The organism is Roseicyclus sp. (assembly GCF_018402035.1).
Lineage (GTDB): Bacteria > Pseudomonadota > Alphaproteobacteria > Rhodobacterales > Rhodobacteraceae > Roseicyclus.
Genome location: NZ_JAGYJN010000008.1, coordinates 15,326 through 38,641 on the forward strand (window position 1 = coordinate 15,326; position 23,316 = coordinate 38,641).

At 61.9% G+C, this 23,316-nt stretch carries 24 protein-coding genes and 2 tRNA genes; 9 read left to right on the plus strand and 17 right to left on the minus strand.

Features of this window, described 5'->3' with window-relative positions; all coding sequences use genetic code 11:
- Window position 1: 1 nt before the first annotated feature.
- The 4 genes from betA to betI are packed head-to-tail and all read right to left on the minus strand — an operon-like array spanning window position 2 to window position 5,237.
- On the minus strand, window positions 2-1,672 hold the full coding sequence (gene betA / locus KG698_RS12155) for a choline dehydrogenase (protein ID WP_213685851.1): 1,671 nt from the start codon (window positions 1,670-1,672) through the stop codon (window positions 2-4).
- A complete protein-coding gene (betB, locus tag KG698_RS12160) occupies window positions 1,672-3,126 on the minus strand; it encodes a betaine-aldehyde dehydrogenase (protein WP_213685852.1) in 1,455 nt (484 codons plus the stop codon). The genes betA and betB overlap by 1 nt, the downstream gene beginning before the upstream one ends.
- Before the next feature lie 24 nt (window positions 3,127-3,150).
- Entirely contained in the window at window positions 3,151-4,659 is a 1,509-nt protein-coding gene (betC, locus tag KG698_RS12165) for a choline-sulfatase (protein WP_213685853.1), read from the minus strand.
- Window positions 4,656-5,237, minus strand: a complete 582-nt coding sequence (betI, locus tag KG698_RS12170; RefSeq protein WP_213685854.1) for a transcriptional regulator BetI — start codon at window positions 5,235-5,237, stop codon at window positions 4,656-4,658. Before betI ends, betC begins: the two co-directional genes overlap by 4 nt.
- 89 nt (window positions 5,238-5,326) lie before the next feature.
- On the opposite strand from betI, the gene choX reads away from it, so the two are divergent.
- The 3 genes from choX (at window position 5,327) to choV (ending at window position 8,315) form a co-directional block, all read left to right on the plus strand.
- Window positions 5,327-6,277, plus strand: a complete 951-nt coding sequence (choX, locus tag KG698_RS12175) for a choline ABC transporter substrate-binding protein (RefSeq protein WP_213685855.1) — start codon at window positions 5,327-5,329, stop codon at window positions 6,275-6,277.
- Window positions 6,278-6,351: 74 nt separating this feature from the next.
- Window positions 6,352-7,305, plus strand: a complete 954-nt coding sequence (gene choW, locus KG698_RS12180) for a choline ABC transporter permease subunit (RefSeq protein WP_213685856.1) — start codon at window positions 6,352-6,354, stop codon at window positions 7,303-7,305.
- Window positions 7,302-8,315, plus strand: coding sequence for a choline ABC transporter ATP-binding protein (choV, locus tag KG698_RS12185; protein ID WP_213685857.1), 1,014 nt, complete (start codon window positions 7,302-7,304; stop codon window positions 8,313-8,315). Before choW ends, choV begins: the two co-directional genes overlap by 4 nt.
- Before the next feature lie 59 nt (window positions 8,316-8,374).
- On the opposite strand, the gene KG698_RS12190 is transcribed toward choV, so the two are convergent.
- Both KG698_RS12190 and KG698_RS12195 read right to left on the minus strand, forming a co-directional pair.
- Entirely contained in the window at window positions 8,375-9,589 is a 1,215-nt protein-coding gene (locus tag KG698_RS12190) for an acyl-CoA dehydrogenase (RefSeq protein WP_213685858.1), read from the minus strand.
- Window positions 9,590-9,778: 189 nt separating this feature from the next.
- Entirely contained in the window at window positions 9,779-11,011 is a 1,233-nt protein-coding gene (locus KG698_RS12195; RefSeq protein ID WP_213685859.1) for an FAD-binding domain-containing protein, read from the minus strand.
- Between the two features lie 121 nt (window positions 11,012-11,132).
- Here KG698_RS12195 and KG698_RS12200 point away from each other — a divergent pair, with 121 nt between their 5' ends.
- Both KG698_RS12200 and clpX read left to right on the plus strand, forming a co-directional pair.
- The gene (locus KG698_RS12200) at window positions 11,133-11,765 is read left to right on the plus strand and encodes an ATP-dependent Clp protease proteolytic subunit (RefSeq protein ID WP_213685860.1); all 633 of its coding nucleotides are present in this window, start codon (window positions 11,133-11,135) and stop codon (window positions 11,763-11,765) included.
- 146 nt (window positions 11,766-11,911) lie between these two features.
- The gene (gene clpX, locus KG698_RS12205; protein ID WP_213685861.1) at window positions 11,912-13,180 is read left to right on the plus strand and encodes an ATP-dependent Clp protease ATP-binding subunit ClpX; all 1,269 of its coding nucleotides are present in this window, start codon (window positions 11,912-11,914) and stop codon (window positions 13,178-13,180) included.
- Between the two features lie 31 nt (window positions 13,181-13,211).
- On the opposite strand, the gene KG698_RS12210 is transcribed toward clpX, so the two are convergent.
- From KG698_RS12210 to KG698_RS12220, 3 genes are all read right to left on the minus strand, one after another.
- Complete coding sequence (locus tag KG698_RS12210) at window positions 13,212-14,231, minus strand: hypothetical protein (RefSeq protein WP_213685862.1); 1,020 nt, start codon at window positions 14,229-14,231, stop codon at window positions 13,212-13,214.
- Between the two features lie 43 nt (window positions 14,232-14,274).
- The gene (locus KG698_RS12215) at window positions 14,275-14,937 is read right to left on the minus strand and encodes a sugar transferase (protein WP_367114094.1); all 663 of its coding nucleotides are present in this window, start codon (window positions 14,935-14,937) and stop codon (window positions 14,275-14,277) included.
- Window positions 14,938-15,160: 223 nt separating this feature from the next.
- A tRNA-Tyr gene (locus KG698_RS12220) sits at window positions 15,161-15,244 on the minus strand.
- Window positions 15,245-15,366: 122 nt separating this feature from the next.
- Here KG698_RS12220 and rlmB point away from each other — a divergent pair.
- The 3 genes from rlmB (at window position 15,367) to KG698_RS12235 (ending at window position 17,136) form a co-directional block, all read left to right on the plus strand.
- Window positions 15,367-16,149: a 23S rRNA (guanosine(2251)-2'-O)-methyltransferase RlmB gene (rlmB, locus tag KG698_RS12225; protein WP_213685863.1), complete on the plus strand. Its 783-nt coding sequence runs from the start codon at window positions 15,367-15,369 to the stop codon at window positions 16,147-16,149.
- Between the two features lie 15 nt (window positions 16,150-16,164).
- Window positions 16,165-16,470 carry a hypothetical protein gene (locus KG698_RS12230; RefSeq protein WP_213685864.1) on the plus strand — a complete coding sequence of 102 codons (306 nt, stop codon included), beginning with the start codon at window positions 16,165-16,167 and terminating at the stop codon, window positions 16,468-16,470.
- Between the two features lie 192 nt (window positions 16,471-16,662).
- A complete protein-coding gene (locus KG698_RS12235; protein ID WP_213685865.1) occupies window positions 16,663-17,136 on the plus strand; it encodes a CoA-binding protein in 474 nt (157 codons plus the stop codon).
- A 101-nt stretch (window positions 17,137-17,237) separates the two neighbouring features.
- Here KG698_RS12235 and KG698_RS12240 read toward each other — a convergent pair whose 3' ends face one another.
- The 3 genes from KG698_RS12240 to hisA all read right to left on the minus strand — a co-directional run bounded on the left by KG698_RS12240 (window position 17,238) and on the right by hisA (window position 19,127).
- The gene (locus KG698_RS12240; protein WP_213685866.1) at window positions 17,238-17,555 is read right to left on the minus strand and encodes a phosphoribosyl-ATP diphosphatase; all 318 of its coding nucleotides are present in this window, start codon (window positions 17,553-17,555) and stop codon (window positions 17,238-17,240) included.
- A complete protein-coding gene (hisF, locus tag KG698_RS12245) occupies window positions 17,552-18,313 on the minus strand; it encodes an imidazole glycerol phosphate synthase subunit HisF (protein WP_213685867.1) in 762 nt (253 codons plus the stop codon). Before hisF ends, KG698_RS12240 begins: the two co-directional genes overlap by 4 nt.
- A 94-nt stretch (window positions 18,314-18,407) precedes the next feature.
- Window positions 18,408-19,127, minus strand: a complete 720-nt coding sequence (hisA, locus tag KG698_RS12250) for a 1-(5-phosphoribosyl)-5-[(5-phosphoribosylamino)methylideneamino]imidazole-4-carboxamide isomerase (protein WP_213685908.1) — start codon at window positions 19,125-19,127, stop codon at window positions 18,408-18,410.
- 145 nt (window positions 19,128-19,272) lie between these two features.
- Between hisA and KG698_RS12255 the strand changes: the two genes are divergently transcribed.
- Window positions 19,273-19,668 (plus strand): DUF2147 domain-containing protein, encoded by a 396-nt coding sequence (locus KG698_RS12255; protein ID WP_213685868.1) that lies wholly within the window; start codon window positions 19,273-19,275, stop codon window positions 19,666-19,668.
- 16 nt (window positions 19,669-19,684) lie between these two features.
- Here the strand turns inward: KG698_RS12255 and hisH are convergent, their stop codons facing one another.
- The 5 genes from hisH to KG698_RS12280 form a co-directional block, all read right to left on the minus strand.
- Complete coding sequence (gene hisH, locus KG698_RS12260) at window positions 19,685-20,323, minus strand: imidazole glycerol phosphate synthase subunit HisH (protein ID WP_213685869.1); 639 nt, start codon at window positions 20,321-20,323, stop codon at window positions 19,685-19,687.
- Between the two features lie 4 nt (window positions 20,324-20,327).
- Window positions 20,328-20,915, minus strand: coding sequence for an imidazoleglycerol-phosphate dehydratase HisB (gene hisB, locus KG698_RS12265; protein WP_213685870.1), 588 nt, complete (start codon window positions 20,913-20,915; stop codon window positions 20,328-20,330).
- 65 nt (window positions 20,916-20,980) lie between these two features.
- Window positions 20,981-22,219, minus strand: coding sequence for a DUF1972 domain-containing protein (locus tag KG698_RS12270; RefSeq protein ID WP_213685871.1), 1,239 nt, complete (start codon window positions 22,217-22,219; stop codon window positions 20,981-20,983).
- 45 nt (window positions 22,220-22,264) lie between these two features.
- A tRNA-Gly gene (locus KG698_RS12275) sits at window positions 22,265-22,339 on the minus strand.
- A 156-nt stretch (window positions 22,340-22,495) separates the two neighbouring features.
- Complete coding sequence (locus tag KG698_RS12280) at window positions 22,496-23,257, minus strand: hypothetical protein (RefSeq protein WP_213685872.1); 762 nt, start codon at window positions 23,255-23,257, stop codon at window positions 22,496-22,498.
- Window positions 23,258-23,316 lie beyond the last annotated feature (59 nt).

Sequence of the window (23,316 nt, forward strand, 5' to 3'; positions counted from 1 at the left end):
GCTATTCGGCCGCTTTGCGCGCGTGGCTTTCGCGCTGGGCGCTTTGCCAATCAGGGGCGATCCACGGGTCGAGGTTCGCAGGTGCCAAGGGCGCGCGGCCAAGGATGTGATCGGCGGCTTTCTCGCCCACCATGATCGATGGCGCGTTGAGATTGCCATTGGGGATTTGCGGGAAGATCGAACTGTCGGCCAGCCGCAGCCCTTTCACACCGATCACGCGGGTCTGGGCATCAACGACCGCCATCGGATCATCCGCGCGCCCCATCCGGGCGGTGCCGCAGGGGTGATAGGCGCTTTCGGCATGTTCGCGGATCACGGCATCGAGCGCCGCATCGCTTTGTGCATCTGCGCCCGGCTGAATTTCGTGATCCACGTAACCAGCCATCGGCTCTGTCGCGAAAATCTCGCGCGTGAGGCGGATGGCGGTGCGGAATTCATCCCAATCATCGGGATGGGACATGTAGTTGAACTGAATGCGCGGCGCGTCCTTGGGATCGGCTGAGCGTAAGGTAACCGCGCCCCGGCTTTTCGAGCGCATGGGGCCGACATGGGCCTGAAACCCGTGGCCGTTTGCGGCGGTTTTGCCGTCATAGCGCACGGCGATGGGCAGGAAGTGATACTGAATATCGGGGTAGGCGATCCCCGCGCGCGACCGGATAAAGCCGCAGGCCTCGAAATTATTGGACGCACCCAAGCCCTTGCGCGTCAAAAGCCATTGCGCGCCCACCAGCGCCTTGCCCCAGAGCGACCAATAGGGCGCAAGGCTGACGGGTTTGGTGGCGGCGAATTGAACGTAAATTTCCAGATGATCTTGCAGGTTTGCGCCCACGCCCGCGCGGTCGGCGATGACGGTAATGCCATGCTCTGCCAGATGCTTGGCTGGGCCAATGCCGCTGAGCATCAAGATCTTGGGCGAATTGATGGACCCCGCCGACAGCACCACCTCGGCGCGTGCGGTGATGATCTGGCCACCTACCAGCCGCACACCTGTGGCGCGGCCATCGGTGATCTCGACCTTCTCGACCAGACCGCGTGCCATGGTGCAGTTGCCGGTCTTTAGCGCAGGCCGCAGATAAGCCTTGGCCGCTGACCAGCGTTCACCTTGCCATACGGTCATCTCGAAGGCGCCAAAACCCTCTTGCCGTGCGCCGTTGTAATCATCGGTCGCGCCATAGCCCGCATTGGCACCGGCTTGGATGAAGGCATCGAACAGCGGGTTCTTGCGCGGGCCGCGCGTGATATGCAGCGGGCCGTCAAAGCCGCGAAAGGCCGGATCGCCCGCATCGCCATGCCAAGTTTCCGCACGTTTGAAATAGGGCAGCACATCCGCATAGGCCCAGCCATCGGCCCCCATCTCGGCCCATGTGTCGAAATCATGCGCATGCCCCCGCACATAGATCATGCCGTTGATCGAGGATGACCCGCCCAAAACCTTGCCGCGCGGGCAGGCCATGACACGCCCGCCCATATGCGGCTCGGGCTCGGTCACATAGCCCCAGTCATAGCGCGCCATGTTCATCGGGTAGGAAAGCGCGGCGGGCATGTTGATGAAAGGCCCCCAATCCGACCCGCCATGTTCGACCACGATCACGGATTTGCCCGCTTGGGCCAGCCGATAGGCGATGGCACAGCCCGCGCTGCCTGCGCCGACGACGACGTAATCAGCTTCCATCAATAGGCGGCCTCCACCGGGGTCATGCCGACATAGACGGTCTTGAGTTGGGAATAGGCTTCCAGCGCCGCGCGGGAGTTCTCGCGCCCGACGCCCGAGCCTTTGACGCCGCCAAAGGGAACTTCGACAGGGGTGAGGTTATATTGGTTGATCCAGACAGATCCGGCGTCGATCGCATGCACGACCCGGTGGCCGCGTGTCAGGTCTTGGGTAAACACCGCGCCCGACAGGCCCAGATCGGTGGCATTGGCGCGCGTGATGACCTCGGCCTCGGTGTCGAAATCAAGCACCGACATGACGGGGCCAAAAATCTCTTCGCGCGCGATGGTCATCGCGTCGGTGACATCGGCAAAGACCGTGGGCGCGATATAGCAGCCGGGGCGGTTCAGGCGGGCACCGCCCGCGACCAGACGCGCGCCTTCGGCCTTGCCTTTTTCGATGTAGGCACAGGTGATGGAAAGCTGTTCTTCGCTGACCATCGGGCCGAAAGTCGTGGCCGCGTCGCGCGGGTCGCCGATCACGGCATTGGCCAGACGGGCGGTGAGACGGTCGAGAAACGCCTGTTTGATGCCCCTTTGCACGAAAACCCGTGTGCCGTTGGAGCAGACTTGGCCCGTGGCAAAGAAATTGGCGTTGATCGCCGCCGAAACTGCACTTTCCAGATCGGCATCGTCAAAGATGATGAGGGGTGACTTGCCGCCCAATTCCATCGTCACATGCTTCATCTGCGCCGCCGCCCCGGCATAGACTTTTTTGCCCGTCTCGGCCGACCCGGTGAGCGAGACCTTGGCCACGCGGGCATCCTCGACCAGTGCGCGGCCCACGGTTCCCGCCCCTTGGATCACGTTGAAAACACCGGGCGGTGCGCCCGCTTCGATCAGGATTTCGGCCAGTTTCAGCGCGCAAAGCGGCGTTTGTTCGCTGGGTTTGAAGACCATCGTGTTGCCACAGATCAGCGCGGGTGCCGCTTTCCATGCCGCGACTTGGGTGGGATAGTTCCACGCGCCAAGGCCCACGCAAACGCCCAAAGGGATGCGCATCGTATAGGCCCAATCCGCCCCCAAAGGCACATGCTCGCCCGTAAGTGTGCCCGCAAGCCCGCCGAAATATTCCAGCGCATCGGCGGCTGATGTGGCATCGGCCACCAGCGTTTCGGAAATGGGCTTGCCGGTGTCCAGCGTCTCAAGCTCCGACAGCGCTTGGTTGCGGGCGCGGATGATATCGGCCGCGCGGCGCAGGATGCGGCCACGCTCAACAGGCTTAAGCGCGGCCCATGGTCCTTGGGCGGCTTTCGCGGCGGCCAGCGCCGCTTCGATCACGTGCGTCGTGGCCTCGTGCACCTCGGCGATGGTCTCGCCCGTGCCGGGAAAGATCACCTGCATGGCCGTTCCCTTGGTATCTTCCAGATAGGTGCCGTTTACGAAATGGCTGGCTTGCGGTTGGGCTTGCATCATTCCCCCCTCTCTTTGGTTTTGGGGCTATTCGCCCCTTGGATACCGTTGATTTTCCTCAAGGACATTGAGGTCCATATGGTTGCGCATGAACCGCTCTGAGGCAGCGCGGAGCGGTTGGAAATCCCACGGGTAATAGGCCCCGTTGCGCAGGCTTTCATAGACCACCCAGCGGCGCGCTTGGCTTTCGCGCACGGCGGCGTCAAAACCTTCGAGATCCCAGCGGGTCGCAGCGAGCAGGCGGAAATGCTCGAGCGTTTTGGCATATGCCCCGTCATCGGCAAGGTTGGTCATTTCCTGCGGGTCGGCGTCGAGATCAAAGAGTTGCTCGGGATCGGCGGCGCAGTTGGTGTATTTCCACCGCCCTTGGCGCAAGCCCACCAGCGGCGTGATGCTGGCCTCGGCTGCGTATTCCATTGCCACGGGGCTTGTCCGGGGGCGACCATGGGCCAGCGGCACGAGGCTTTCGCCATCGGTCCATGGCATGACCTCGGCCATGGATACGCCCGCCAAATCGCACAGCGTGGGGCAAAGATCGATGGTCGAGACCGGATCAAGGATCAGCCCCGGCGCGATACCGGGGGCCGCGATCATCAGGGGCACGCGGGCCGATCCCTCGTAGAAGTTCATCTTGAACCACAAGCCCCGCTCGCCCAGCATATCGCCATGGTCCGAGACAAAGACCACGATCGCCGCTTGCCGCGTGCGCTCTAGCACATCGAGGATGCTGCCGATCTTGTCGTCGAGATACGAGATATTGGCGAAATAGGCGCGGCGCGAGCGGGCGATGTCATCCGCGGTGATGTCGAAATTGCGCCAGTCATTGGCATCGAAAATGCGCTGTGCGTGGGGGTCGTGTTCGGCATAGGGAAGGGCCGCAACCTCGGGCTGGAGATGGGCGCAATCGGCGTAAAGATCCCAGTATTTGCGCCGGGCGACGTAAGGGTCGTGGGGATGGGTAAAGCTGACGGTTAGGCACCATGGCCGCGCGTCGCCGCCGCGCGCGAGGTCATAGAGCTTTTGCTCGGCGGCAAAGGCCACCTCGTCATCATATTCCATCTGGTTGGTGATCTCGGCCACGCCTGCGCCGGTGACGCTGCCCATATTGTGATACCACCAATCGATCCGCTCACCCGGTTTGCGGTAATCGGGCGTCCAGCCGAAATCGGCGGGGTAGATGTCGGTGGTTAGGCGCTGTTCAAAGCCGTGCAACTGATCCGGGCCGACGAAATGCATCTTGCCCGAGAGGCATGTTTGATAGCCCGCACGGCGCAGATGGTGGGCATAGGTTGGAATTGAGGAGGCAAACTCCGCCGCGTTGTCATAGACCCCCGTGCGCGAGGGCAATTGCCCCGACATGAAGCTGGCGCGCGCAGGCGCGCAAAGCGGGCTTGCCGTATAGCTCTTGGCAAAGCGCACCGACCGCGCGGCCAGCCGCTTGAGATGGGGCGCATGCAGCCAATCGGCCGGGCCATCGGGAAAAAGCGTCCCGTTCAACTGGTCGACCATCACGATCAAGATATTGGGATGCGTCATGCGCGATGTCCTGTGGCAAGGGCAAGATACCCCTCAAGCGTCGCGATGGCATCGGCCGCGTCTGGTGGGCCTGCCTCGGTCAAGGCGAGGCGGATATAGACGCCATCGATCAGCGCCGCCGTGGTGCGCGCGACGCCTGTTGGGTCGGCGCAAAGCGGGCGCAGCGCATGGGTGAGGTTCGACACCAGCCTGTGTTGATACACACGCAAAAGCCGTGCGGCCTGTGGTTGGGTCTGGGCCAGAACGTAGAAGTTGAGCCATGCCGCCACCACCTCGGGCTGGAAATTCCGGCCCCCGAAACTGGCCTGCATCAGCGCCGAAAGCCGCGCGCGCGGTGTGCGGGCAAGGGCCAATGCGCGCCGCGCCTCGGCCCCGAATTCCGAGAGAATCGCCCGCATCGCGGCAAGGAAAAGCTCATCTTTCGAGCCAAAATAATGATGCGCCAGCGCCGAGGAGACCCCCGCCGCACTTGCAATCTGGCCCATCGTGACGTCGAGTGAGCCTTTCCGCCCGATCTCACCGATCGTGGCGTTGACAAGGGCGTCTTTACGCAGTGCCATCACACCTAGCCGCGGCATCGGATACTCCTTAGGGTTGCGCTGTCGCAGAAGATCGGATTTTAATTGACTGGTCAATCAACAAACGACCGCAACAGGGAGAACCGTAAATGAGCTTGATCACCCGTACCGCTTGTAGCGTGCTTGCATTGGGCCTGACCACCGGGGCGGCCTTGGCCGGTGGGCATAACGATTGTGACACCGTGCGTTTTTCCGATGTCGGCTGGACCGATATCACCGCGACCACGGCGGCGACCTCTGTCGTACTGGAGGCCTTGGGCTATGAGACCGAGACGCTCGTTTTGTCGGTGCCTGTCACCTATACCTCGCTTGCCTCGGGCGACATCGACATCTTCCTGGGCAATTGGATGCCGACGATGGAGGCCGATATCGCGCCTTACCGCGATGCAGGCACCGTCGATACCGTGCGCGCCAATCTGGAAGGGGCGAAATACACGCTGGCCACCAATGCGCATGGTGCCGCGATGGGGATCGCTGATTTCGCCGATATCGCGGGTGCTGCCGATGCGCTGGAAAGCCAGATCTACGGGATCGAGCCCGGCAATGATGGCAACCGCCTGATCATGGACATGATCGCGGCTGATGCTTTCGGGCTTGCTGGGGCGGAATTCGATGTGGTCGAAAGCTCGGAACAAGGCATGCTGGCCCAAGTTGCGCGCGCGGTCGATCGTGGAGAACCGATCGTCTTCCTCGCTTGGGAGCCGCATCCGATGAATGCCAATTTCGATCTGACCTATCTGACAGGCGGTGATGATTGGTTCGGCCCCGATCTGGGCGGTGCTACGGTCTTTACCAACACGCGTGCGGGCTACGCGGCGGCTTGCCCCAATGTTGGCGCGCTGTTGAACAATCTGGTTTTCACGCTTGCGATGGAAAACGAGATCATGGGCGCGATCTTGAACGATGGGGCCGATCCGATCGATGCGGCCACGGCTTGGATGTCGGCCAATCCCGATCTCGTCATGGGCTGGCTTGATGGTGTGACCACCGTCGATGGTGGCGATGCGCGCGCGGCGATGACCACCGCATTGGGCCTGTGATCGTCTGATCGCGGCGAAAAGGCGGTGCGCATGATGGTGCGCACCGCACCCACGCCTGTCAAAGGACATGCCCGATGCTGCGATGGCTGACCGAGTGCGATCAGGGCTGGCCCGAGGGTATGGGCCCGCTTGGCGCCTTGTCGGAATGTAAGATCCGCATCGGTGACGCGGCCGAAGCGGGGTTTGATTGGCTTCAGGTCAATCTGGCCGGGCTTTTTGACGCGCTGGCGCTGGCGCTTGAGGTGATGATCGAGGTGATCCTCGCGCTGTTGCAAGAACCGCCCAACACCGGCTGGCTTTATGATCTGCGCCGGTCTGAGATCGACTACCTTTACCCGCCCGAATGGCACCCGATCTTGATAACCGTGATCTTTGTCGTGCTGGCCTATCGGCTGCATCGTGGTTGGCGGGTGCCGATGCTTTTGGCCGCTGGCCTATTGTTCATCATCAACCAAGGTTACTGGGATGAGACGACCGAAAGCCTGACACTGGTCACGGCGGCTTGCGTCGTCTGCATGGGATTGGGCGTGCCCATCGGGATCGCGGCGGCGCATCGGCCAAGGCTTTATGCCGCGATGCGGCCCGTGCTGGATTTGATGCAAACGCTACCGACCTTTGTCTATCTGATCCCGGCCATCGTGTTTTTCGGCATCGGCATGGTGCCGGGGCTGATCGCGACCGTGATCTTTGTGTTGCCCGCGCCGATCCGGCTGACGCATTTGGGGATATCCTCAACCCCGACCGCATTGCTGGAGGCCGCTGATGCCTTTGGGGCTACGCCGCGCCAAAAGCTGTGGAAGGTCGAGTTGCCCTATGCCACGCCACAGATCATGGCCGGGCTGAACCAGACGATCATGCTATCGCTGTCGATGGTGGTCATCGCGGCGCTTGTGGGGGCAAATGGGCTGGGCGTGCCGGTGGTGCGCGCGCTCAATCAGGTGAACACCGGTTTGGGCTTTGAGGCGGGGCTGATCATCGTGGTGGTGGCGATCTTGCTCGACCGTCTATTGCGGGTGAGCCGCAGATGAGCGTTGCTGTCCGCTTTCACAATGTCTGCATCATGTTCGGCGACAATCCCGCGCCCGCGCTGGTGCGCGCAGATGCGGGGGAAACACGGGCCGAGATCCAAGCGGCGACGGGGCATGTCTTGGGCGTGCATGATTGCACGCTGAGCGTGGAGGCGGGGGAAATCCTTGTCCTGATGGGCCTGTCGGGGTCGGGCAAATCGACATTGCTGCGCGCGGTCAACGCGCTCAACCCCGTGGCGCGCGGCCATGTCGAGGTGCGCTTGGGCGATGCGATGGTGAATGTGACCGAGGCGCGGGGGGCAAATTTGCGCCATCTGCGCCAGACCGCGGTGGCCATGGTCTTTCAACAATTCGGCCTTTTGCCTTGGCGCAGCGTGGCCGAGAATGTGGGGCTAGGGCTGGAATTGGCGGGGGTCGATGGCAGCGCGCGCCGTGAGCGGGTTGAGCGCCAGCTGGAACTGGTGGGCCTGTCAGACCGCGCCGATGCGTTGGTGGGTGAGCTTTCGGGCGGCATGCAGCAGCGCGTGGGGCTGGCGCGCGCCTTTGCGACCGAGGCGCCGATCTTGCTGATGGATGAACCGTTCTCGGCGCTTGACCCGCTGATCCGGACGAAGCTGCAAGATGAATTGCTTGACCTGCAGCGCGATCTGAAGCGCACGATCATCTTTGTCAGCCATGATCTAGACGAGGCGTTCAAGATCGGCAACCGCATCGCGATCATGGAAGGGGGGCGCATCATTCAATGCGGCACCCCGCGCGAGATTTTCTCGCAGCCTGCCACGGCTTATGTTGCGGAATTTGTTGCGAATATGAACCCGCTCGGCGTCTTGACCGCGCGCGATGTGATGGGGCAGGGCGCGGGTGGCGTGGTGTCTATCTCCCCTGAGACACCTCTGCGCGCAATCTTGGCGCGCTTTGCCAAAGACCCCGCCCCCTTGGCGGTAGAGGAGGCGGGCGTTGTGATTGGCACGGTCACGCCCGAAAGCGTGACCGCAAGGCTGGGTGCCTGAGGCGCTGAATTTTCGTACGAAAATTCAAATGCCCGATTATTCGTACGAATAATCGGGTTTCAGAAAAACGCCTGAAGCCCGGTTTGGGCGCGACCAAGGATCAGCGCATGCACATCATGCGTGCCCTCATAGGTATTCACCGTCTCAAGGTTCTGAGCGTGGCGCATGACATGATATTCCGCCATGATCCCGTTGCCGCCATGCATATCGCGCGCGGCCCGCGCGATATCGAGCGCCTTGCCGCAATTGTTGCGCTTGATTAGCGAAATCACCTCGGGCGCGCAGCTCCCATCCTCAAGCATGCGGCCAGCACGCAGTGCGGCTTGAAGCCCCAGCGCGATCTCGGTCTGCATATCGGCGAGCTTTTTCTGAAAGAGCTGTGTCTGCGCCAAGGGGCGGTCAAATTGCACCCGGTCCAACCCATATTGCCGCGCGCGGTGCCAGCAATCCTCGGCCGCACCCATGACACCCCAAGCGATGCCATAGCGCGCCCGGTTGAGGCAGCCAAACGGCCCTTTGAGGCCCTCAACCCCGGGCAGCAGTGCATCCTCTGGCACCGCCACATCCTTCATCACGATCTCACCCGTGACCGATGCACGAAGCGAGAGCTTGCCGCCGATCTTGGGGGCGCTGAGTCCCGCCATGCCTTTCTCAAGGATAAAGCCACGGATTTTGCCGCCATGTGCCTCGGATTTGGCCCAAACGACGAAAACATCGGCGATGGGGCTGTTGGAAATCCACATCTTGGCCCCGTTCAGCACATAGCCGTCGGCGGTTTTGCGGGCCACGGTCTTCATGCCTGCCGGGTCCGATCCGGCATCGGGTTCGGTCAGCCCGAAACAGCCGATCAGCTTGCCCGCCGCCAGACCGGGCAGGTATTTTTGCCGCTGCGCTTCCGAGCCATAGGCATGGATGGGATACATCACGAGGCTTGATTGCACGCTCATCATCGAGCGATAGCCGCTATCGACGCGCTCAACCTCGCGCGCGACAAGCCCGTATGCCACATAGCCCGCCCCCAGCCCGCCGTATGCCTCGGGGATGGTGACGCCCAAAAGCCCCATCTCACCCATCTCGGCAAAGATCTCGGGCGCGACACGTTCGTTCAAGTACGCGTCACTGACACGCGGCATCAGCTTGTCTTGCGCATAGGCCCGCGCGCTCTCGGCGATCATACGCTCTTCTTCGCTGAGCTGTGCGGCGAGGTGGAACGGATCGGCCCAGTCGAACGGTGCGAGCGAGGGGCCGTTATAGCGGGTCTGTCCGTCGGGCATGGCGCGGTCTCCTTTGGGCTGGCACCGATTCATATCATTTGCAGCGATTGTGCAAGGCTTTGGCAATGGGGTGACGCTGGTTCGGCGGATGTTAGGAGTTTTGGGCTCATGGAGGAGATTATGAAAATGCAACTAATGACGTCGATCCACTCGCATGTGATAGCAAAGGTTTAATATTTTTAGACATATTCACGACTTATCCACAGATGCGGGCGCGATGTCGCGGATCAGTGTCGGGATATGGTCCTTGAAGCGGAAGAAGCCGGCGCTGGCATGGGGCCATGCGGCTTGGTCATAGGGGCGGATGCGTCGGATCAGGGCAATCCCGACCTCTGCCAGCATCGCATCCAAGACGCCGACGGCGTGGGCTGCCGGGCCGGTGGGCGCATAAGCCGTCACGATCTGGGTCAGCCCAAGATCCAAGGCCCAGGCCGTGATTGCGGCCGGATCATCGCTGAGCGGGCCGGGCGCGCCCATGCGACCCGACCAGCGCGCGCGGGCATCGGTCATCGCTTCCTGCGTAAAGGCCACGACAGGCTGTGCCACGGGCAAGGGCGAGCGGCCTGCAACCGAGATCAGCGCCGCATGGCCAAGGATCGGGCCAGGGTGATCGTCGAAAAGAAACCCCGGCGAGAGGTCTTCTTCGGTCAACAAGATACCCGTGGGCAGATCGGGATTGGGGCGCGCGTCGGCTGGCAAAGGGCGGCGCGGCGGGTGTGGCGGGCCAGAAAGCGGGGCGGCATCGCTGACCAGACCTTTGGGGGCAAAGCGCCCCTCGGTATAGCGCGCGATATTGTTGGGCCGCGCAAGGTAATGCTTGCCCGGTGTTTGCAAACCCGCGACCCAGCGCCATGACAGCGTGTTGGACGCCGGATCGCCGTCGAGCAGATGGCGCATAAACAGATCGGCCCCCGCCTCCCACGGCAGGCGCAAGGTGAAGATCCAGATCGAGGCCATCCACATCCGCGCGTGATTGTGCAAATACCCTGTCGCGACCAATTCGCGCATCCATGCATCAAAGCAATCGATCCCCGTCTGCCCTGCGGTGGCTGCAGCCAAGCGGTCATCATGACGACCATCGGCCAAGACACGCGCAAGCCCGGTGCGATAATCCGCCCAGACCTGCGGCCGCATTTCGAGCCAGCCTTTCCAATAGGTCCGCCAGACGACCTCTTGGATGAATTTCTCGGCTGCCATGGCGGAATGGCGGCCCAAAACGGCGGCAAGCACCTCGGGCTCGGTGATCAGCCGATGGCGCAGATAGGGCGACAGGCCCGAGACATGCGGATGGTTTTGCGCGGCCAGATCGAAATTGCGCCGTGCGGCATAGTCGCGCCCTGCGACGGGAACAAAGCGGCGCAACCGTTCCAGCGCATGGGTGCGCGTGGCCGGGATGGGGGTGTTTTCAGCTGTTTTGGTCATTGCGGGCAAGCTAGGCGGGCGTCAGGTCATGTCCATCGAATTCGCCCCGTGCCCTTGCAGCCCCCCCAACCCACCACTAAGACTGAGGGGTAACAGCCATTCGCATTCGGGGCAGGCCGCTATGATTGATCCTATTGACCATTACATGAACAACCTTGTGCCGATGGTGGTCGAACAGACCAGCCGGGGCGAGCGGGCCTATGATATCTTCTCGCGGCTTTTGAAAGAGCGGATCATCTTTCTGTCCGGCCCGGTGCATGACGGCATGGCAAGCTTGATCGTCGCACAGCTTTTGCACCTTGAGGCCGAGAATCCGTCCAAGGAAATCTCGATGTATATCAACTCGCCCGGTGGCGTGGTGACCTCGGGTCTGTCGATCTACGACACGATGCAATACATCAAGCCCAAGGTCTCGACCTTGGTTGTTGGTCAAGCGGCCTCCATGGGCTCGCTTTTGCTGACGGCTGGCGAAAAGGGCATGCGCTTTTCGCTGCCCAATAGCCGGATCATGGTTCACCAGCCCTCGGGCGGGTATCAGGGGCAGGCGACCGATATCATGATCCACGCCAAAGAGACCCAAAAGCTCAAGGATCGGCTGAACCAGATCTATGTCAAGCACACCGGCCAAAGTTTTGAGGCTGTGGTCGAAGGGCTTGAGCGCGACAATTTCATGGATGCCGAACAGGCCAAGGCTTGGGGCTTAATCGACGAAATCGTGGAAACCCGCGTTCCCGCCGGTGGCGAAACCAAGTGATTGGTCCGCTTTCCCCACTGAAATTTGCGGGGATTTTGACATTGTGGTGCCCGGTCGCCTGTTCTAGGCTTTCGGGGACAGTGTGTGCGCGCCGCTGCGCGGGCACATTGGCAATATGGTCCGACAGACCGGTTGAGGTGTAGAGCATGGCGAATTCATCCAGTAGCGACACGAAGAACACGCTTTATTGTTCGTTCTGCGGCAAAAGCCAGCATGAGGTGCGCAAGCTGATCGCCGGGCCGACGGTGTTTATCTGCGATGAATGCGTCGAGCTTTGCATGGATATCATCCGCGAAGAGACCAAGACTTCGGGGCTGAAATCGGCGGGCGGCGTGCCCACCCCGCTTGAGATTTGCGATGTGCTTGATGATTACGTCATCGGTCAGCGCCACGCTAAGCGCGTGCTGTCCGTGGCGGTGCATAACCACTACAAGCGTCTGAACAATGCGGGCAAATCCGATATCGAGCTGTCGAAATCGAATATCTTGCTGATCGGCCCCACGGGCTGTGGCAAGACGCTGTTGGCCCAGACCTTGGCGCGTATCTTGGATGTGCCTTTCACCATGGCCGACGCCACCACGCTGACCGAAGCGGGCTATGTGGGCGAGGATGTCGAGAACATCATCCTTAAGCTGTTGCAGGCCAGCGAATACAATGTCGAACGGGCGCAGCGCGGCATCGTCTATATCGACGAGGTCGATAAGATCACGCGCAAATCCGACAACCCCTCGATCACCCGCGATGTCTCGGGCGAGGGGGTGCAGCAGGCACTTTTGAAGATCATGGAGGGCACGGTCGCCTCCGTGCCGCCGCAAGGTGGGCGCAAGCATCCGCAGCAAGAGTTTTTGCAGGTCGATACGACCAATATCTTGTTCATCTGCGGCGGGGCTTTCGCGGGCCTCGACAAGATCATCGCGCAGCGCGGCAAGGGCAGCGCGATGGGCTTTGGTGCCGATGTGCGCGATCCTGAATCCAAATCGGTGGGCGAGTATTTCAAAGAGCTTGAACCCGAGGATCTGTTGAAATTTGGCCTGATCCCAGAATTCGTTGGCCGTCTGCCTGTGTTGGCCACGCTCGAGGATTTGGACGAGGCCGCACTTGTCACCATCCTGACCGAGCCGAAGAATGCGCTGGTCAAGCAATACCAGCGCCTGTTCGAGCTTGAGGATGTGAAGCTGAAGTTCACCGATGACGCGCTGACGGCCATCGCCAAACGCGCCATCATGCGCAAGACCGGCGCGCGGGGTTTGCGTTCGATCATGGAAGATATCTTGCTCAACACCATGTTCGACCTGCCCAGCACCGAAGGCGTGGAAGAGGTGGTGGTCAATGTGGAGGCCGTAACCTCGGAGGCGCAGCCCTTGTTGATCTATTCCGAGCAGCGGAAAAAGGGCGAACCCGCCAGCGCGGGGTGACGGGCCATCGGTCACCGCATCGTTGCGGTGATTATCTGAGCCACAAATTCTCGCGCTTCAGCGTATTGCGGATGACTTGTTCGCGCTTGGGCAGGTTTTCGCGGTCAAACAGCGCGCGGGCTTTGGCGCCCTTGCCCTGATAGATCATCCGCTTGATCGGCTCATGGGCCTTGAGCACTTTTTTGATGCGGTTGGGGGTGGTGATCTCTTCCAACAGGTCGACGACCGCTTGATCCTCGCGCGCATAGGCCAAGGGAAGGACGCGGTAGTGGCAGCTATGGCTGCCATCCAGCCATCCCGGTGCCAGAGCATCGCGCCCACCGCCGAAGGACTGGATCACCAAGGGCAGTGCCACCTGATCAAGCCATGGGTCAAGCGATTGGCACACAAGCTCTGCCGGGGGGGTGTCGCGGATCGCCAGCGCGTATTCGGTAAAGCGCGTGCCAAAGGCCGCCGGGTCGCGATAGTAGAAAAACCCTGCGTTGAAATAGAGATAGTGTCGCCAATATTCGGCGGGCCAGCGCGGATCGAGCGAGGCTTTGAAATCAAGGCCGAACTTGTCGTAGAGCGATTGCCATGTCGCCGTGTAGCCGGGGCCATAAAGCTCAAGCTGTGGCCATGTCCCCTCGACCCTGAGGCTGGCTGTGGGGCGGTCGAAATCAAAGGGCACATCCGACAGATCGCCGGTGATCAGCGTGTCGGTGTCAAAAAAGACAAAAGGTTGATCGGCGGGCAGTGAAGCGAGCGCTTCGATCTTGTTGCCATAGGGGTAGCTTTCGCCGAAATGTCGGTTCTCAAAGGGCAGGATCGTGGCGCCGAAGTCTTCGGTCAAAAGGCTGCGCGCCTCTGTGTCGGTGATGCGCGGATCGCGCGACCAGCGCGCGCCCGGCTGTGGCTCCGCGACAAAGAATTGCCCCTTGAAGTTGCGGTTAAAGCGCCGAAAGCTGGCGGCAAAAAGCACGGCCTCATAGGTCAGCCGCCCGGCTTGCGCCACGATCATGACGTTGAAATCTTTTTGCTTTTTGCCTGATTTGGCTTTGTGTTTTTGCATTGCTCTACGCCCCCCAGTCACCCTTGCCCGTCGCTTTGGGCAATCAGGTGCCGCGCATCCGCCAGACCGTCACCATGGTCCGCCAAAAGATCCACAGATCAAGCGATAGGCTGGCGTTGCGGATATAGTCGATATCGGCAATCGTCTTGCGCCGGGTCGCTTCGATCCCTTGCGCATAGCCAAGCTGGATCTGGGCCAGCCCGCTGATGCCCGGTCGCACGCTGTAGCGATGGCGGTAATCGGGGATGGCGTGGATGTAGTGATGGGCATGGGCGAAATAATCGGGGCGCGGGCCGATCAAGCTCATCTCGCCGAGATAGACGTTCAAGACTTGCGGCAATTCATCAAAGCGCGTCAGCCGCAAGAAGCGGCCCAAGGGCGTAATGCGGTGCATCTCAAGCGGGTCGTCAGGCCCCCGCCGCACGGTCGGGTTGCCAACCATCGTGCGGAATTTCAATGCGCGAAACGGTTTGCAATCACGCCCCATGCGCTTTTGGCGGAAAAACAGCGGGCCGGGATTATAGATCGGGTTCAACACCAAGAGCCAGATCAACACAAAGAGCATCGCAGGCAGCAAGAAGATGGTACAAAATCCAAGGTCCAAGGCGCGCTTGCTGGCCCGATAGAACAGCGACGGCTTTTCCCCTTGGTTCCAAGCGGGGACGGCCTCTGTTTGGATCGACCCAAAATCGGGAATGAGTGTCACAGGTCGCGTCCCCAGAAAAGTGCGCGCGAAAGATCGCACCTATTCTCTTTAGCTAGTGCAAAGTTACGCAATCGACAACACGCAAGCAGGTGAATTTACCCATGCCGGCAAAGATTGCCCGCCTTATCGGTCAGCGGTGGTTAAGGTTGCATAAAAATACAACCCTAAGGGGCAAAACCCGCGGTTTTGCGGCGCGTTGGCTTGCATGATTCGATGGGGGGAATGGTGGGCGACCCTGGAATCGAACCAGGCATGGGTCTCCCCGGCGGAGTTACAGTCCGCTGCCGCACCTTGCAGCACGTCGCCCGACGCGAGGGCTGGATAATCACGGGGGCAGGGGCCGTCAACCGCGAAATCGCGTGGGCGCTGCCCCTTGGCATTCGGCCTTGGCGCGCGTAACCCGTGATGCAAGGAACAAGGGCGCTGGAAATGACGAAAAAACCCACTTGGGTCATCGACAAAGAAAAGGCCAAGCGCGCCTCGGCGGCGGAAACCGTGTGGCTTTTCGGCCTGCATGCAGTGCGCGATGCGCTGCTCAACCCTGCACGCACGCGTCTGCGCCTGATCGTCACGCGCAATGCCGCCGACAAGCTGGCCGATGCCATCGCGCAGGCGGGCATGGAGCCCGAGATTGCCGATCCGCGCAAATTCACCGCGCCGCTTGATCCCGGCTCGGTCCATCAAGGGGCCGCACTCGAGGTGCGCGCGCTCGATTGGGGCAGCTTGGAGGATGTAGCGATGGCGCCGGGTGCGGGCCTGCCACGGCTGGTGCTGCTCGACCGGGTCAGCGATCCGCATAATGTGGGTGCGATTCTGCGCTCGGCCGAGGTGTTCGGCGCGCGCGCGGTGATCGCCCCCGCCCGGCACGCCGCACCCGAGACAGGTGCGCTGGCCAAGACCGCCTCGGGCGCGCTGGAGCGTCAGCCCTATCTGCGGGTGCCGAATTTGGGCAATGCAATCGAGGCGCTGAAAAACATGGGCTTTGTCTGTGTGGGGCTTGATGGTGCAGCCGAGGTCGATCTGGGTGTGATCGCGGCAGAGCTGTCGGATCGTCCAGTGGCCTTGGTCCTTGGTGCCGAGGGGCCGGGCCTGCGCGAGCGGACGCGCGAGCTGTGCGATTATCTGGTGCGTATTCCTGCAGCTGGTGATTTTGGCTCGCTCAATGTCTCGAATGCGGCGGCGGTATCGCTCTATGCGATCACACAAGCCTAAAGGACCGCCAAGCGGATGCAGACCAAGATCGCCACCTGTTCCTATTGCGGGCGTCGCCAAGCGCTGCAACTGACAGCGCGCGGTGGGCATGAATTGGCTTGCGGTGCCTGTGGCGCGCCGCTGCACGAGATGAAGTGGCTCAAGCCACCCATGCCCGCGCAACCCAAAAAGCGCAGTGCACAGCGCCCGGCCCCGCATGGGTCGGTGCAGCCCGCCCCGCATGATGAGGCGCGCATGCGCAGGCCGATCAAACGGCGCAAATCATTTTGGAAGAAAGCCTTTGAAGAGGTGTTCGAGGTGATCGAGGACATCTTTGACTGATCCGCGCCTGTGCCGCCCATCCGCCTGTCCGGGATCACATTTTTGTTTTCGCTCTACAAAATCCGCGCAGGCACCACATCTGTCGGTTGCAGGCGGTTTGGAACATCGTCTGCGCAACACTGTCCCTCGTTCCATCACCTGCGCCCGCGTCATTTCGGCTGCGGGCGCTTTTTTGTTCTGGTAAAAGGGGGCATGACACAAGATCCCTCAGATAATCTGCTGCGCGATATCTTGCGCAAGTCCCGCGTTTTCGCGCTTGTCGGCGTGTCGCCCAACCCCGTGCGGCCCAGCCATTTCGTGGGCCGCTACCTTGGGCTCAAGGGCTACAAGGTCGTGCCGGTCAACCCCGGCCATGCCGGTGAGCGGCTTTGGGGCCAAGAGGTGCACGCAAGCCTGTCGGATATTCCCGAACCCGTCGATGTGGTCGATATCTTTCGCCGCTCCGACGCCGTGCCGGGGATCGTGGATGAGGTGCTGGCGATGGACCCTTTGCCCAAGGTCATCTGGATGCAGATCGGCGTGACCCACCCGGAGGCTGCGGCACGGGCGGAAGCGGCGGGCCTGACCGTGATCCAAGATCGCTGCCCTAAGATCGAATATCAGCGGCTTTTCGGCGAGCTGCGCATGGGCGGCTTCAACACCGGGATCATTTCCTCGAAGCTGTGAGGGGGGCGGAAAACCCGGGTTTTCCGCGTGGGAAATCTCGAGATTTCCCAAAAGGAAAACTGTGGTTTTCCCGGGCGAAAAACTTAAGCTTTTCGCCCGCCTTAGCCGCGGCTCGCTTTTTCCGCGATCCCTGATTGGCCCTCGCGGCGATCAAGCTCTGCCAAGACATCGTCAAGCGTGATATCGCGCGCGGTCAGCATCACCAAGAGGTGGTAGAGCACATCGGCCGCCTCAGAGGTCAGGCGCGCGCGGTCGCCGCGCACAGCCTCCACAATGGCCTCAACGGCTTCTTCACCGAATTTCTCGGCGCATTTCTCGGGGCCCTTGGCCAAAAGCTTGGCGGTCCAAGAGCTTTCGGGATCGGCGCCTTTGCGCGCGGCGATGGTGGCGGCAAGGCGGGTGAGTGTATTCTCGCTCATGTCAACCTCACGGGGATGCCGGCGGCATGCATATGGGCCTTGGCCTCGGCAATCGAATAGGTGCCGAAGTGAAAAATAGAGGCCGCGAGCACAGCGCTTGCGCCGCCTTCGGTCACGCCTTCGACGAGGTGGTCAAGCGTGCCAACGCCGCCCGAGGCGATCACGGGCACGGATACAGCATCGGCCACTGCACGGGTCAGCGGCAGGTTAAAGCCCGATTTCGTCCCGTCGCGGTCCATCGAGGTCAGAAGGATCTCGCCCGCCCCTTTGGCCGCGACCAGACGCGCGAATGCCACCGCGTCGATGCCCGTGGCTTTGCGCCCGCCATGGGTGAAGATCTCCCATTTTCCCGGCGCGACGGTCTTGGCATCGATCGCCACAACGATGCATTGGCTGCCGAATTTGTCGGCGGCGCGCGCCACCACATCGGGGTCGGCCACAGCGGCTGAGTTGAAGCTGACCTTGTCGGCACCCGCAAGCAGGAGGTTGCGCACATCATCGACCGTGCGCACGCCGCCGCCGATGGTCAGCGGCATAAAGCATTGCTCGGCCGTGCGGGTGGCCAGATCATACATTGTGCCGCGGTTTTCATGCGTGGCCTGGATGTCGAGGAAACACAGCTCATCCGCGCCTGCCGCATCATAGGCGCGCGCCTGTTCCACCGGGTCGCCCGCATCGACCAGATCGACGAAGTTCACGCCCTTGACCACGCGGCCATCGGCGACATCGAGACAGGGGATGATGCGGGTCTTGAGCATGGGGGTCTCATACGCCAATGGCGGTGGCAGGGGAAGCGGTAGGAGCGAGGGGCCAGCCCCTCGCGCTCCCCGGGATATTTGTGAAACAGAGAAGCTAGGACGCGAGAGCCGACAGCGCTTGGCCGAGATCGAGCGCCCCGTCATAAAGCGCGCGGCCCGAGATCGCGCCCGCGATGACGCCCGTGTCACGCAGCGCGATTAGATCGGCGAGCGAGGAGACGCCGCCCGAGGCGATCACGGGGATGGATGTGGCGCGCGCCAGATCGGCCGTGGCCTGCACATTCGGCCCGCCCATCGCGCCGTCGCGGTCGATATCGGTGTAGATGATGGCGGCAACGCCGGCATCTTCGAACTGGCGGGCAAGGTCGGTGACCATGACATCGGTTTCCTCGGCCCAGCCCTTGGTCGCCACGCGGCCCTTGCGCGCGTCGATGCCCACGGCGATCTGGCCGGGGAATGCAGCGGCGGCTTGGCGCACGAGATCGGGGTTCTCCACCGCGACCGTGCCAAGGATGACGCGGGCGATGCCACGGGTCAGCCACATCTCGATCGTGGCGAGATCGCGGATACCACCGCCAAGCTGGGCGGGCACATCTGTGGCAGCCAAGATCGCCTCGACGGCTGCGCCATTCACGGGCTGGCCCGCAAAGGCACCGTTCAAATCAACCAGATGCAGCCATGCACAGCCCGCCTCTTGAAAGCTGCGCGCTTGGGCGGCGGGATCGGTGTTGAACACGGTCGCCTGATCCATTTCGCCGCGCACAAGGCGGACGGCCTGACCATCCTTGAGGTCGATGGCGGGGTAGAGGATCATGGCGCTTGTTCCTTTCGCGGTCATTTAGGGCGCTTTTGTCAAAGGGGCGCGGGATCGGCAAGTCCGGCATTTGGCGCAACGTCATGCTGGACAGAATCCCCCGTCGCGCGGCTAGATCGATGCACAATTTTTGGGAGGAAATGGTATGCGGTTATTTTTGAGCAGCGCCGCGGCGCTGATGGTGATGGCAACTGCTGCCATGGCCGATCCCCTGATCGGCGATTGGCGGACGGCTGCTGATGACAACGGCAATAGCGGGATCATCCGGATCACGCAGTGTGGCACCTCGCTTTGCGGCACGCTGGTGCAATCCTTCGACAGCGCGGGCAATCCGATGCAGTCCGAGAATACTGGCCGCCAGTTGATCTGGGATACCAACCCAACCGGCGAGGCCGGGCAGTATCGCGGCATGCTGCATTCGCCCGATCGCGGCCGCGATTATCGCTCGCGGCTGGCCTTGTCGGGCGATGCCTTGAGCGTGTCGGGCTGTGTCATGGGGGGTGCGATCTGCCGCGAGGGCGGCACCTGGCAGCGTAACTGACCAAAAGCGCCGGGGCTTAGGGCCGCCAATTCAGGAAATTGGCGATCAACCTCAGCCCCGCGCGCTGGCTTTTCTCAGGGTGAAACTGGGTTCCCACCACATTGGCGCGGCCAATGATGGCGGTGACCGGCCCGCCGTAATCGACATGCGCCAAAAGATCGGCAGGGTCATCCACGCGCATGGCATAGGAATGGACGAAATAGGCGTGATCGCCGGTCTCAATCCCCGCAAGCACCGGATGGGGCTGGTCGATCACCAGATCGTTCCAACCCATATGCGGCACCTTCAGCGCCGGGTCAGCTGGGGCGATGCGCGTCACCTCGCCCTGCACCCAGTCAAACCCCGCCACATCCGCGTATTCGCGGCCCCAAGTCGCCAGCATTTGCATGCCAACGCAGATGCCAAGAAACGGCACACCGCGCGCCTCGACCGCCTCGCGGATCGCCGCCTCCAGCCCATCGATCGCCTGTAGCCCCCGGCGGCAGGCAGGAAAGGCCCCATCACCGGGCAGCACGATACGGGTCGCCCGCGCGACTGTGTCTGGGTCGGATGTCACCACCACCGGGCCATGCCCGCCCTCGGCCGCCATGCGTTGAAAGGCTTTCTCGGCCGAGTGCAGGTTGCCTGAATCGTAATCGATCAAGACCGTGGTCATGCGCTCACAACGTTCCCTTGGTGGAGGGGATGGCATCGCCGCTGCGCGGATCGGCTTCCAGTGCCTCGCGCAGCGCACGCGCCACGGCCTTGAACGCTGCCTCGGCAATGTGGTGGCTGTTGATGCCTGCAAGCTTGCTGACATGCAGCGTGATGCCGCCATGGGTCGAGAGCGCTTGGAAAAACTCGCGCACCAGTTCCGTGTCGAAACCGCCGATCTTGGGCGTGGGGAATGCGACATCCCACACCAGATAGGGCCGCCCCGACAGGTCGAGCGCCGCGCGCAGCAGCGCGTCATCCATCGCAAGGTGAAAGCTGCCATAGCGGCGGATGCCGCGCTTGTCGCCCATGGCTTTTGACAGCGCTTGACCCAGTGCAATGCCCACATCCTCGACCGTGTGGTGGTCGTCGATATGTAGATCGCCGGTGGCGCTGATGGTGATGTCGATCAGCGCGTGGCGCGCCAACTGGTCGAGCATATGGTCGAAAAAGCCCACGCCGGTTGTGATGTCACGACGGCCCGTACCATCGAGATCGACCGACACGGTGATATCGGTTTCATTGGTCTTGCGGGTGATCTGGGCGGTGCGCATCGGCCTGCTCCCTCTGGGGTCTTGGGGCGGGTATAGACGCGTGTTGGCGCAGGTGAAAGACCCGGCTAAAGGCCCAAGAGACGGAAATAGGCATCTGTGACATCTGCCCACCGGTAGCGGCGTGCCGCGATGGCGTGTAATTTGTCGGCCATCGCTGCCCCAAATGCGGTCTCGTCGAAGGCATAAAGGCAGGCGCGCAGCCCCTCTGCGCTATTGAAGAACGTGGCCTGCCCCTCGGTCGTGGCGCGGTTATAGCTGCAATCCCATGCCGCGATGGGCAGGCGCGCGCCCATCATGGTGACAAGCGCGGGGTTCGTGCCGCCTGCGGCATGGCCATGGATATAGCACATTGCCCCAGCCCGGATTGCAGCAAGCTTTGCGGGGTCATATTCGGCCGCGCACAGATGCAGTTTGGGATGGGCACGGTAGCGTGCGGCCAGCGCTTGGCCATGGCGCGTATCGGCCCAATTGGACAGGACCACCAGCGGCGGCAAGCTTGGATCGCTTGCGAAAAGCGCAAGGATGAGGGCGAGATTATTCTCTGGCTCGGCGCGCGCCATGGCCAGCGCATAGCGCGGGGGCAAGGCAAGATCGGCGATGGCGATGGGCGGCTGGGGGGCGGTATCCTCAAAGCCATAGGGGATTTCGACAGGATCACGCCCATAGCGGTCGCGGATATGGCGCGCGATCTCGGGGTTGTCGGCGACAAGGTGATGCGACCAGCGCGCAGCCGCCACCTCGGAGCGTTGCAGCACCCTGCGCGCCACGCCGCCCCATTTCGCGCGCTGCCATTCCAGCCCGTCGATATTGGTGACGATCCGCATGGGAAAAGCCGCGCGTAACGCGGGCAGGGCAAGCGCGCCCGAGACGCCCAGCAAAAGCGCCGCTTGATGCCCACTGCGCGCGGCTTGCAACAGCGAGAGCGCGTCATAGGGGATGGATTGCGCCCCATTGGCCCTGAGCGGCAAGTAGCGCAGCGCGGCACCGAGATAGGTTGCAGGATGGGGCTGCGCGGTCTGAGGCGCGCTGCACCACACGGTCAGACGGTGTGCCTTACCCGCTTTTGCGGCGGCGCGTACCAATTCCTCGGCCAAGGTTTCAAAGCCGCCATAGCGCGCGGGCACGCCCACGGTGCCGATGATCGCGATCTTACCGCTCTGCCCCATCAGCGGTGCGATCCGGGCGGGGGTGCGAATTGACGGGGGGGTGGCTGTCGTCTCATAGACCCGGCGCTTTTCATCTATCGGGTAAACATATGCGCGAAAGATGTTCGGGATCAATGCACCGTCTGTGCGCAGCGCCACCGCCAAACGAAAAGACCCGGGTCTTGCGACCCGGGCCTTTGCGACTGGAGCGGGTGATGAGATTCGAACTCACGACCCTTACCTTGGCAAGGTAATGCTCTACCCCTGAGCTACACCCGCTCTGTGGAGGCGGGTATTAGTGGCAACTGCCCGACGGTGCAAGGGGGAAATTGCGGGTCGGGGGTGGGTTTTCTGCGGGCATGATCGGCGGCTTTGACGCATAGCGAAACGCGATGCGCCATGGCCCGTAGGGTGGGGTTTTGTCCCACTCTCCCCTTAGCGACCACTTGCGATGGCTGCCGCCAATTCTCCCCTTGCGGCACGATCATCGACCGGCAAAAGCCTTATGCCGTTCTCGCCCCGCGCGGTTGCGAATATCTGGAATTGGGCAAAGAGGTTCGTGTCCCCCTCGGATGATTGGATTTCCAGTGATCTTGCGTCCGAAATGCGGAAACGAACAGGCCCCCTTGCGGTGATGACACTTGAGGTGAATGTGCCGCCTGCATCCAATTCGCGGTCCACATTCACGCGCAGGGATTGCCCTGTCGTCACTTGGCTGACAATCACGAGGAAAACGCCCTCGGGCAGCCGTAAGTTGCCGTTGCGCTCAAGACCAAGCTCTGCGTACCAAAACGCGGGTTCCGCGCGCACCGTCTCGTAAAAGGCACTTCGTGGCCCGTCCAAATTGGTGAAACGCATGTTGCGCAGCGCGATCTGCGAGCGGTTGGCCACTTCGCTTTCCAACTCCCCGCGCAGCCTGTCGGGCAGATCAACGCCGCCGATCAACTTGGCGCTTCCGGTGAAGGTGGCGGTTTCTTGTTCGCGCAAGCTAGAGCTGGCCACGCCAAAGCGTGCCGGGTCGATGCGCCCGATGGGACGCGTTGTCCCCTCTTGCCGGTTCCAAAGCATGACTTGGCCCAATTGCAAATTGGCCTGATCAATCACACCACGCGACGTCAGCGCCGTGCCAAGCTGCATATTCGCGACACATCCGCCGAGCACAAGAAACAGGGCGCAAACCAATCCGATCCGAAACATTTACTCACCTCACCGCTGACAAACACCCGCTCACGGTGGCGTGATTGCCAGGTTGAGTC

What these genes read in the sequence shown, in the direction of transcription:
- betA (WP_213685851.1), bottom strand. Translation starts at nt 1,672, where the DNA reads ATGGAAGCTGATTACGTCGTCGTCGGCGCAGGCAGCGCGGGCTGTGCC.
- betB (WP_213685852.1), bottom strand. Translation starts at nt 3,126, where the DNA reads ATGATGCAAGCCCAACCGCAAGCCAGCCATTTCGTAAACGGCACCTAT.
- betC (WP_213685853.1), bottom strand. Translation starts at nt 4,659, where the DNA reads ATGACGCATCCCAATATCTTGATCGTGATGGTCGACCAGTTGAACGGG.
- betI (WP_213685854.1), bottom strand. Translation starts at nt 5,237, where the DNA reads ATGCCGCGGCTAGGTGTGATGGCACTGCGTAAAGACGCCCTTGTCAAC.
- choX (WP_213685855.1), top strand. Translation starts at nt 5,327, where the DNA reads ATGAGCTTGATCACCCGTACCGCTTGTAGCGTGCTTGCATTGGGCCTG.
- choW (WP_213685856.1), top strand. Translation starts at nt 6,352, where the DNA reads ATGCTGCGATGGCTGACCGAGTGCGATCAGGGCTGGCCCGAGGGTATG.
- choV (WP_213685857.1), top strand. Translation starts at nt 7,302, where the DNA reads ATGAGCGTTGCTGTCCGCTTTCACAATGTCTGCATCATGTTCGGCGAC.
- KG698_RS12190 (WP_213685858.1), bottom strand. Translation starts at nt 9,589, where the DNA reads ATGCCCGACGGACAGACCCGCTATAACGGCCCCTCGCTCGCACCGTTC.
- KG698_RS12195 (WP_213685859.1), bottom strand. Translation starts at nt 11,011, where the DNA reads ATGACCAAAACAGCTGAAAACACCCCCATCCCGGCCACGCGCACCCAT.
- KG698_RS12200 (WP_213685860.1), top strand. Translation starts at nt 11,133, where the DNA reads ATGATTGATCCTATTGACCATTACATGAACAACCTTGTGCCGATGGTG.
- clpX (WP_213685861.1), top strand. Translation starts at nt 11,912, where the DNA reads ATGGCGAATTCATCCAGTAGCGACACGAAGAACACGCTTTATTGTTCG.
- KG698_RS12210 (WP_213685862.1), bottom strand. Translation starts at nt 14,231, where the DNA reads ATGCAAAAACACAAAGCCAAATCAGGCAAAAAGCAAAAAGATTTCAAC.
- rlmB (WP_213685863.1), top strand. Translation starts at nt 15,367, where the DNA reads ATGACGAAAAAACCCACTTGGGTCATCGACAAAGAAAAGGCCAAGCGC.
- KG698_RS12230 (WP_213685864.1), top strand. Translation starts at nt 16,165, where the DNA reads ATGCAGACCAAGATCGCCACCTGTTCCTATTGCGGGCGTCGCCAAGCG.
- KG698_RS12235 (WP_213685865.1), top strand. Translation starts at nt 16,663, where the DNA reads ATGACACAAGATCCCTCAGATAATCTGCTGCGCGATATCTTGCGCAAG.
- KG698_RS12240 (WP_213685866.1), bottom strand. Translation starts at nt 17,555, where the DNA reads ATGAGCGAGAATACACTCACCCGCCTTGCCGCCACCATCGCCGCGCGC.
- hisF (WP_213685867.1), bottom strand. Translation starts at nt 18,313, where the DNA reads ATGCTCAAGACCCGCATCATCCCCTGTCTCGATGTCGCCGATGGCCGC.
- hisA (WP_213685908.1), bottom strand. Translation starts at nt 19,127, where the DNA reads ATGATCCTCTACCCCGCCATCGACCTCAAGGATGGTCAGGCCGTCCGC.
- KG698_RS12255 (WP_213685868.1), top strand. Translation starts at nt 19,273, where the DNA reads ATGCGGTTATTTTTGAGCAGCGCCGCGGCGCTGATGGTGATGGCAACT.
- hisH (WP_213685869.1), bottom strand. Translation starts at nt 20,323, where the DNA reads ATGACCACGGTCTTGATCGATTACGATTCAGGCAACCTGCACTCGGCC.
- hisB (WP_213685870.1), bottom strand. Translation starts at nt 20,915, where the DNA reads ATGCGCACCGCCCAGATCACCCGCAAGACCAATGAAACCGATATCACC.
- KG698_RS12280 (WP_213685872.1), bottom strand. Translation starts at nt 23,257, where the DNA reads ATGTTTCGGATCGGATTGGTTTGCGCCCTGTTTCTTGTGCTCGGCGGA.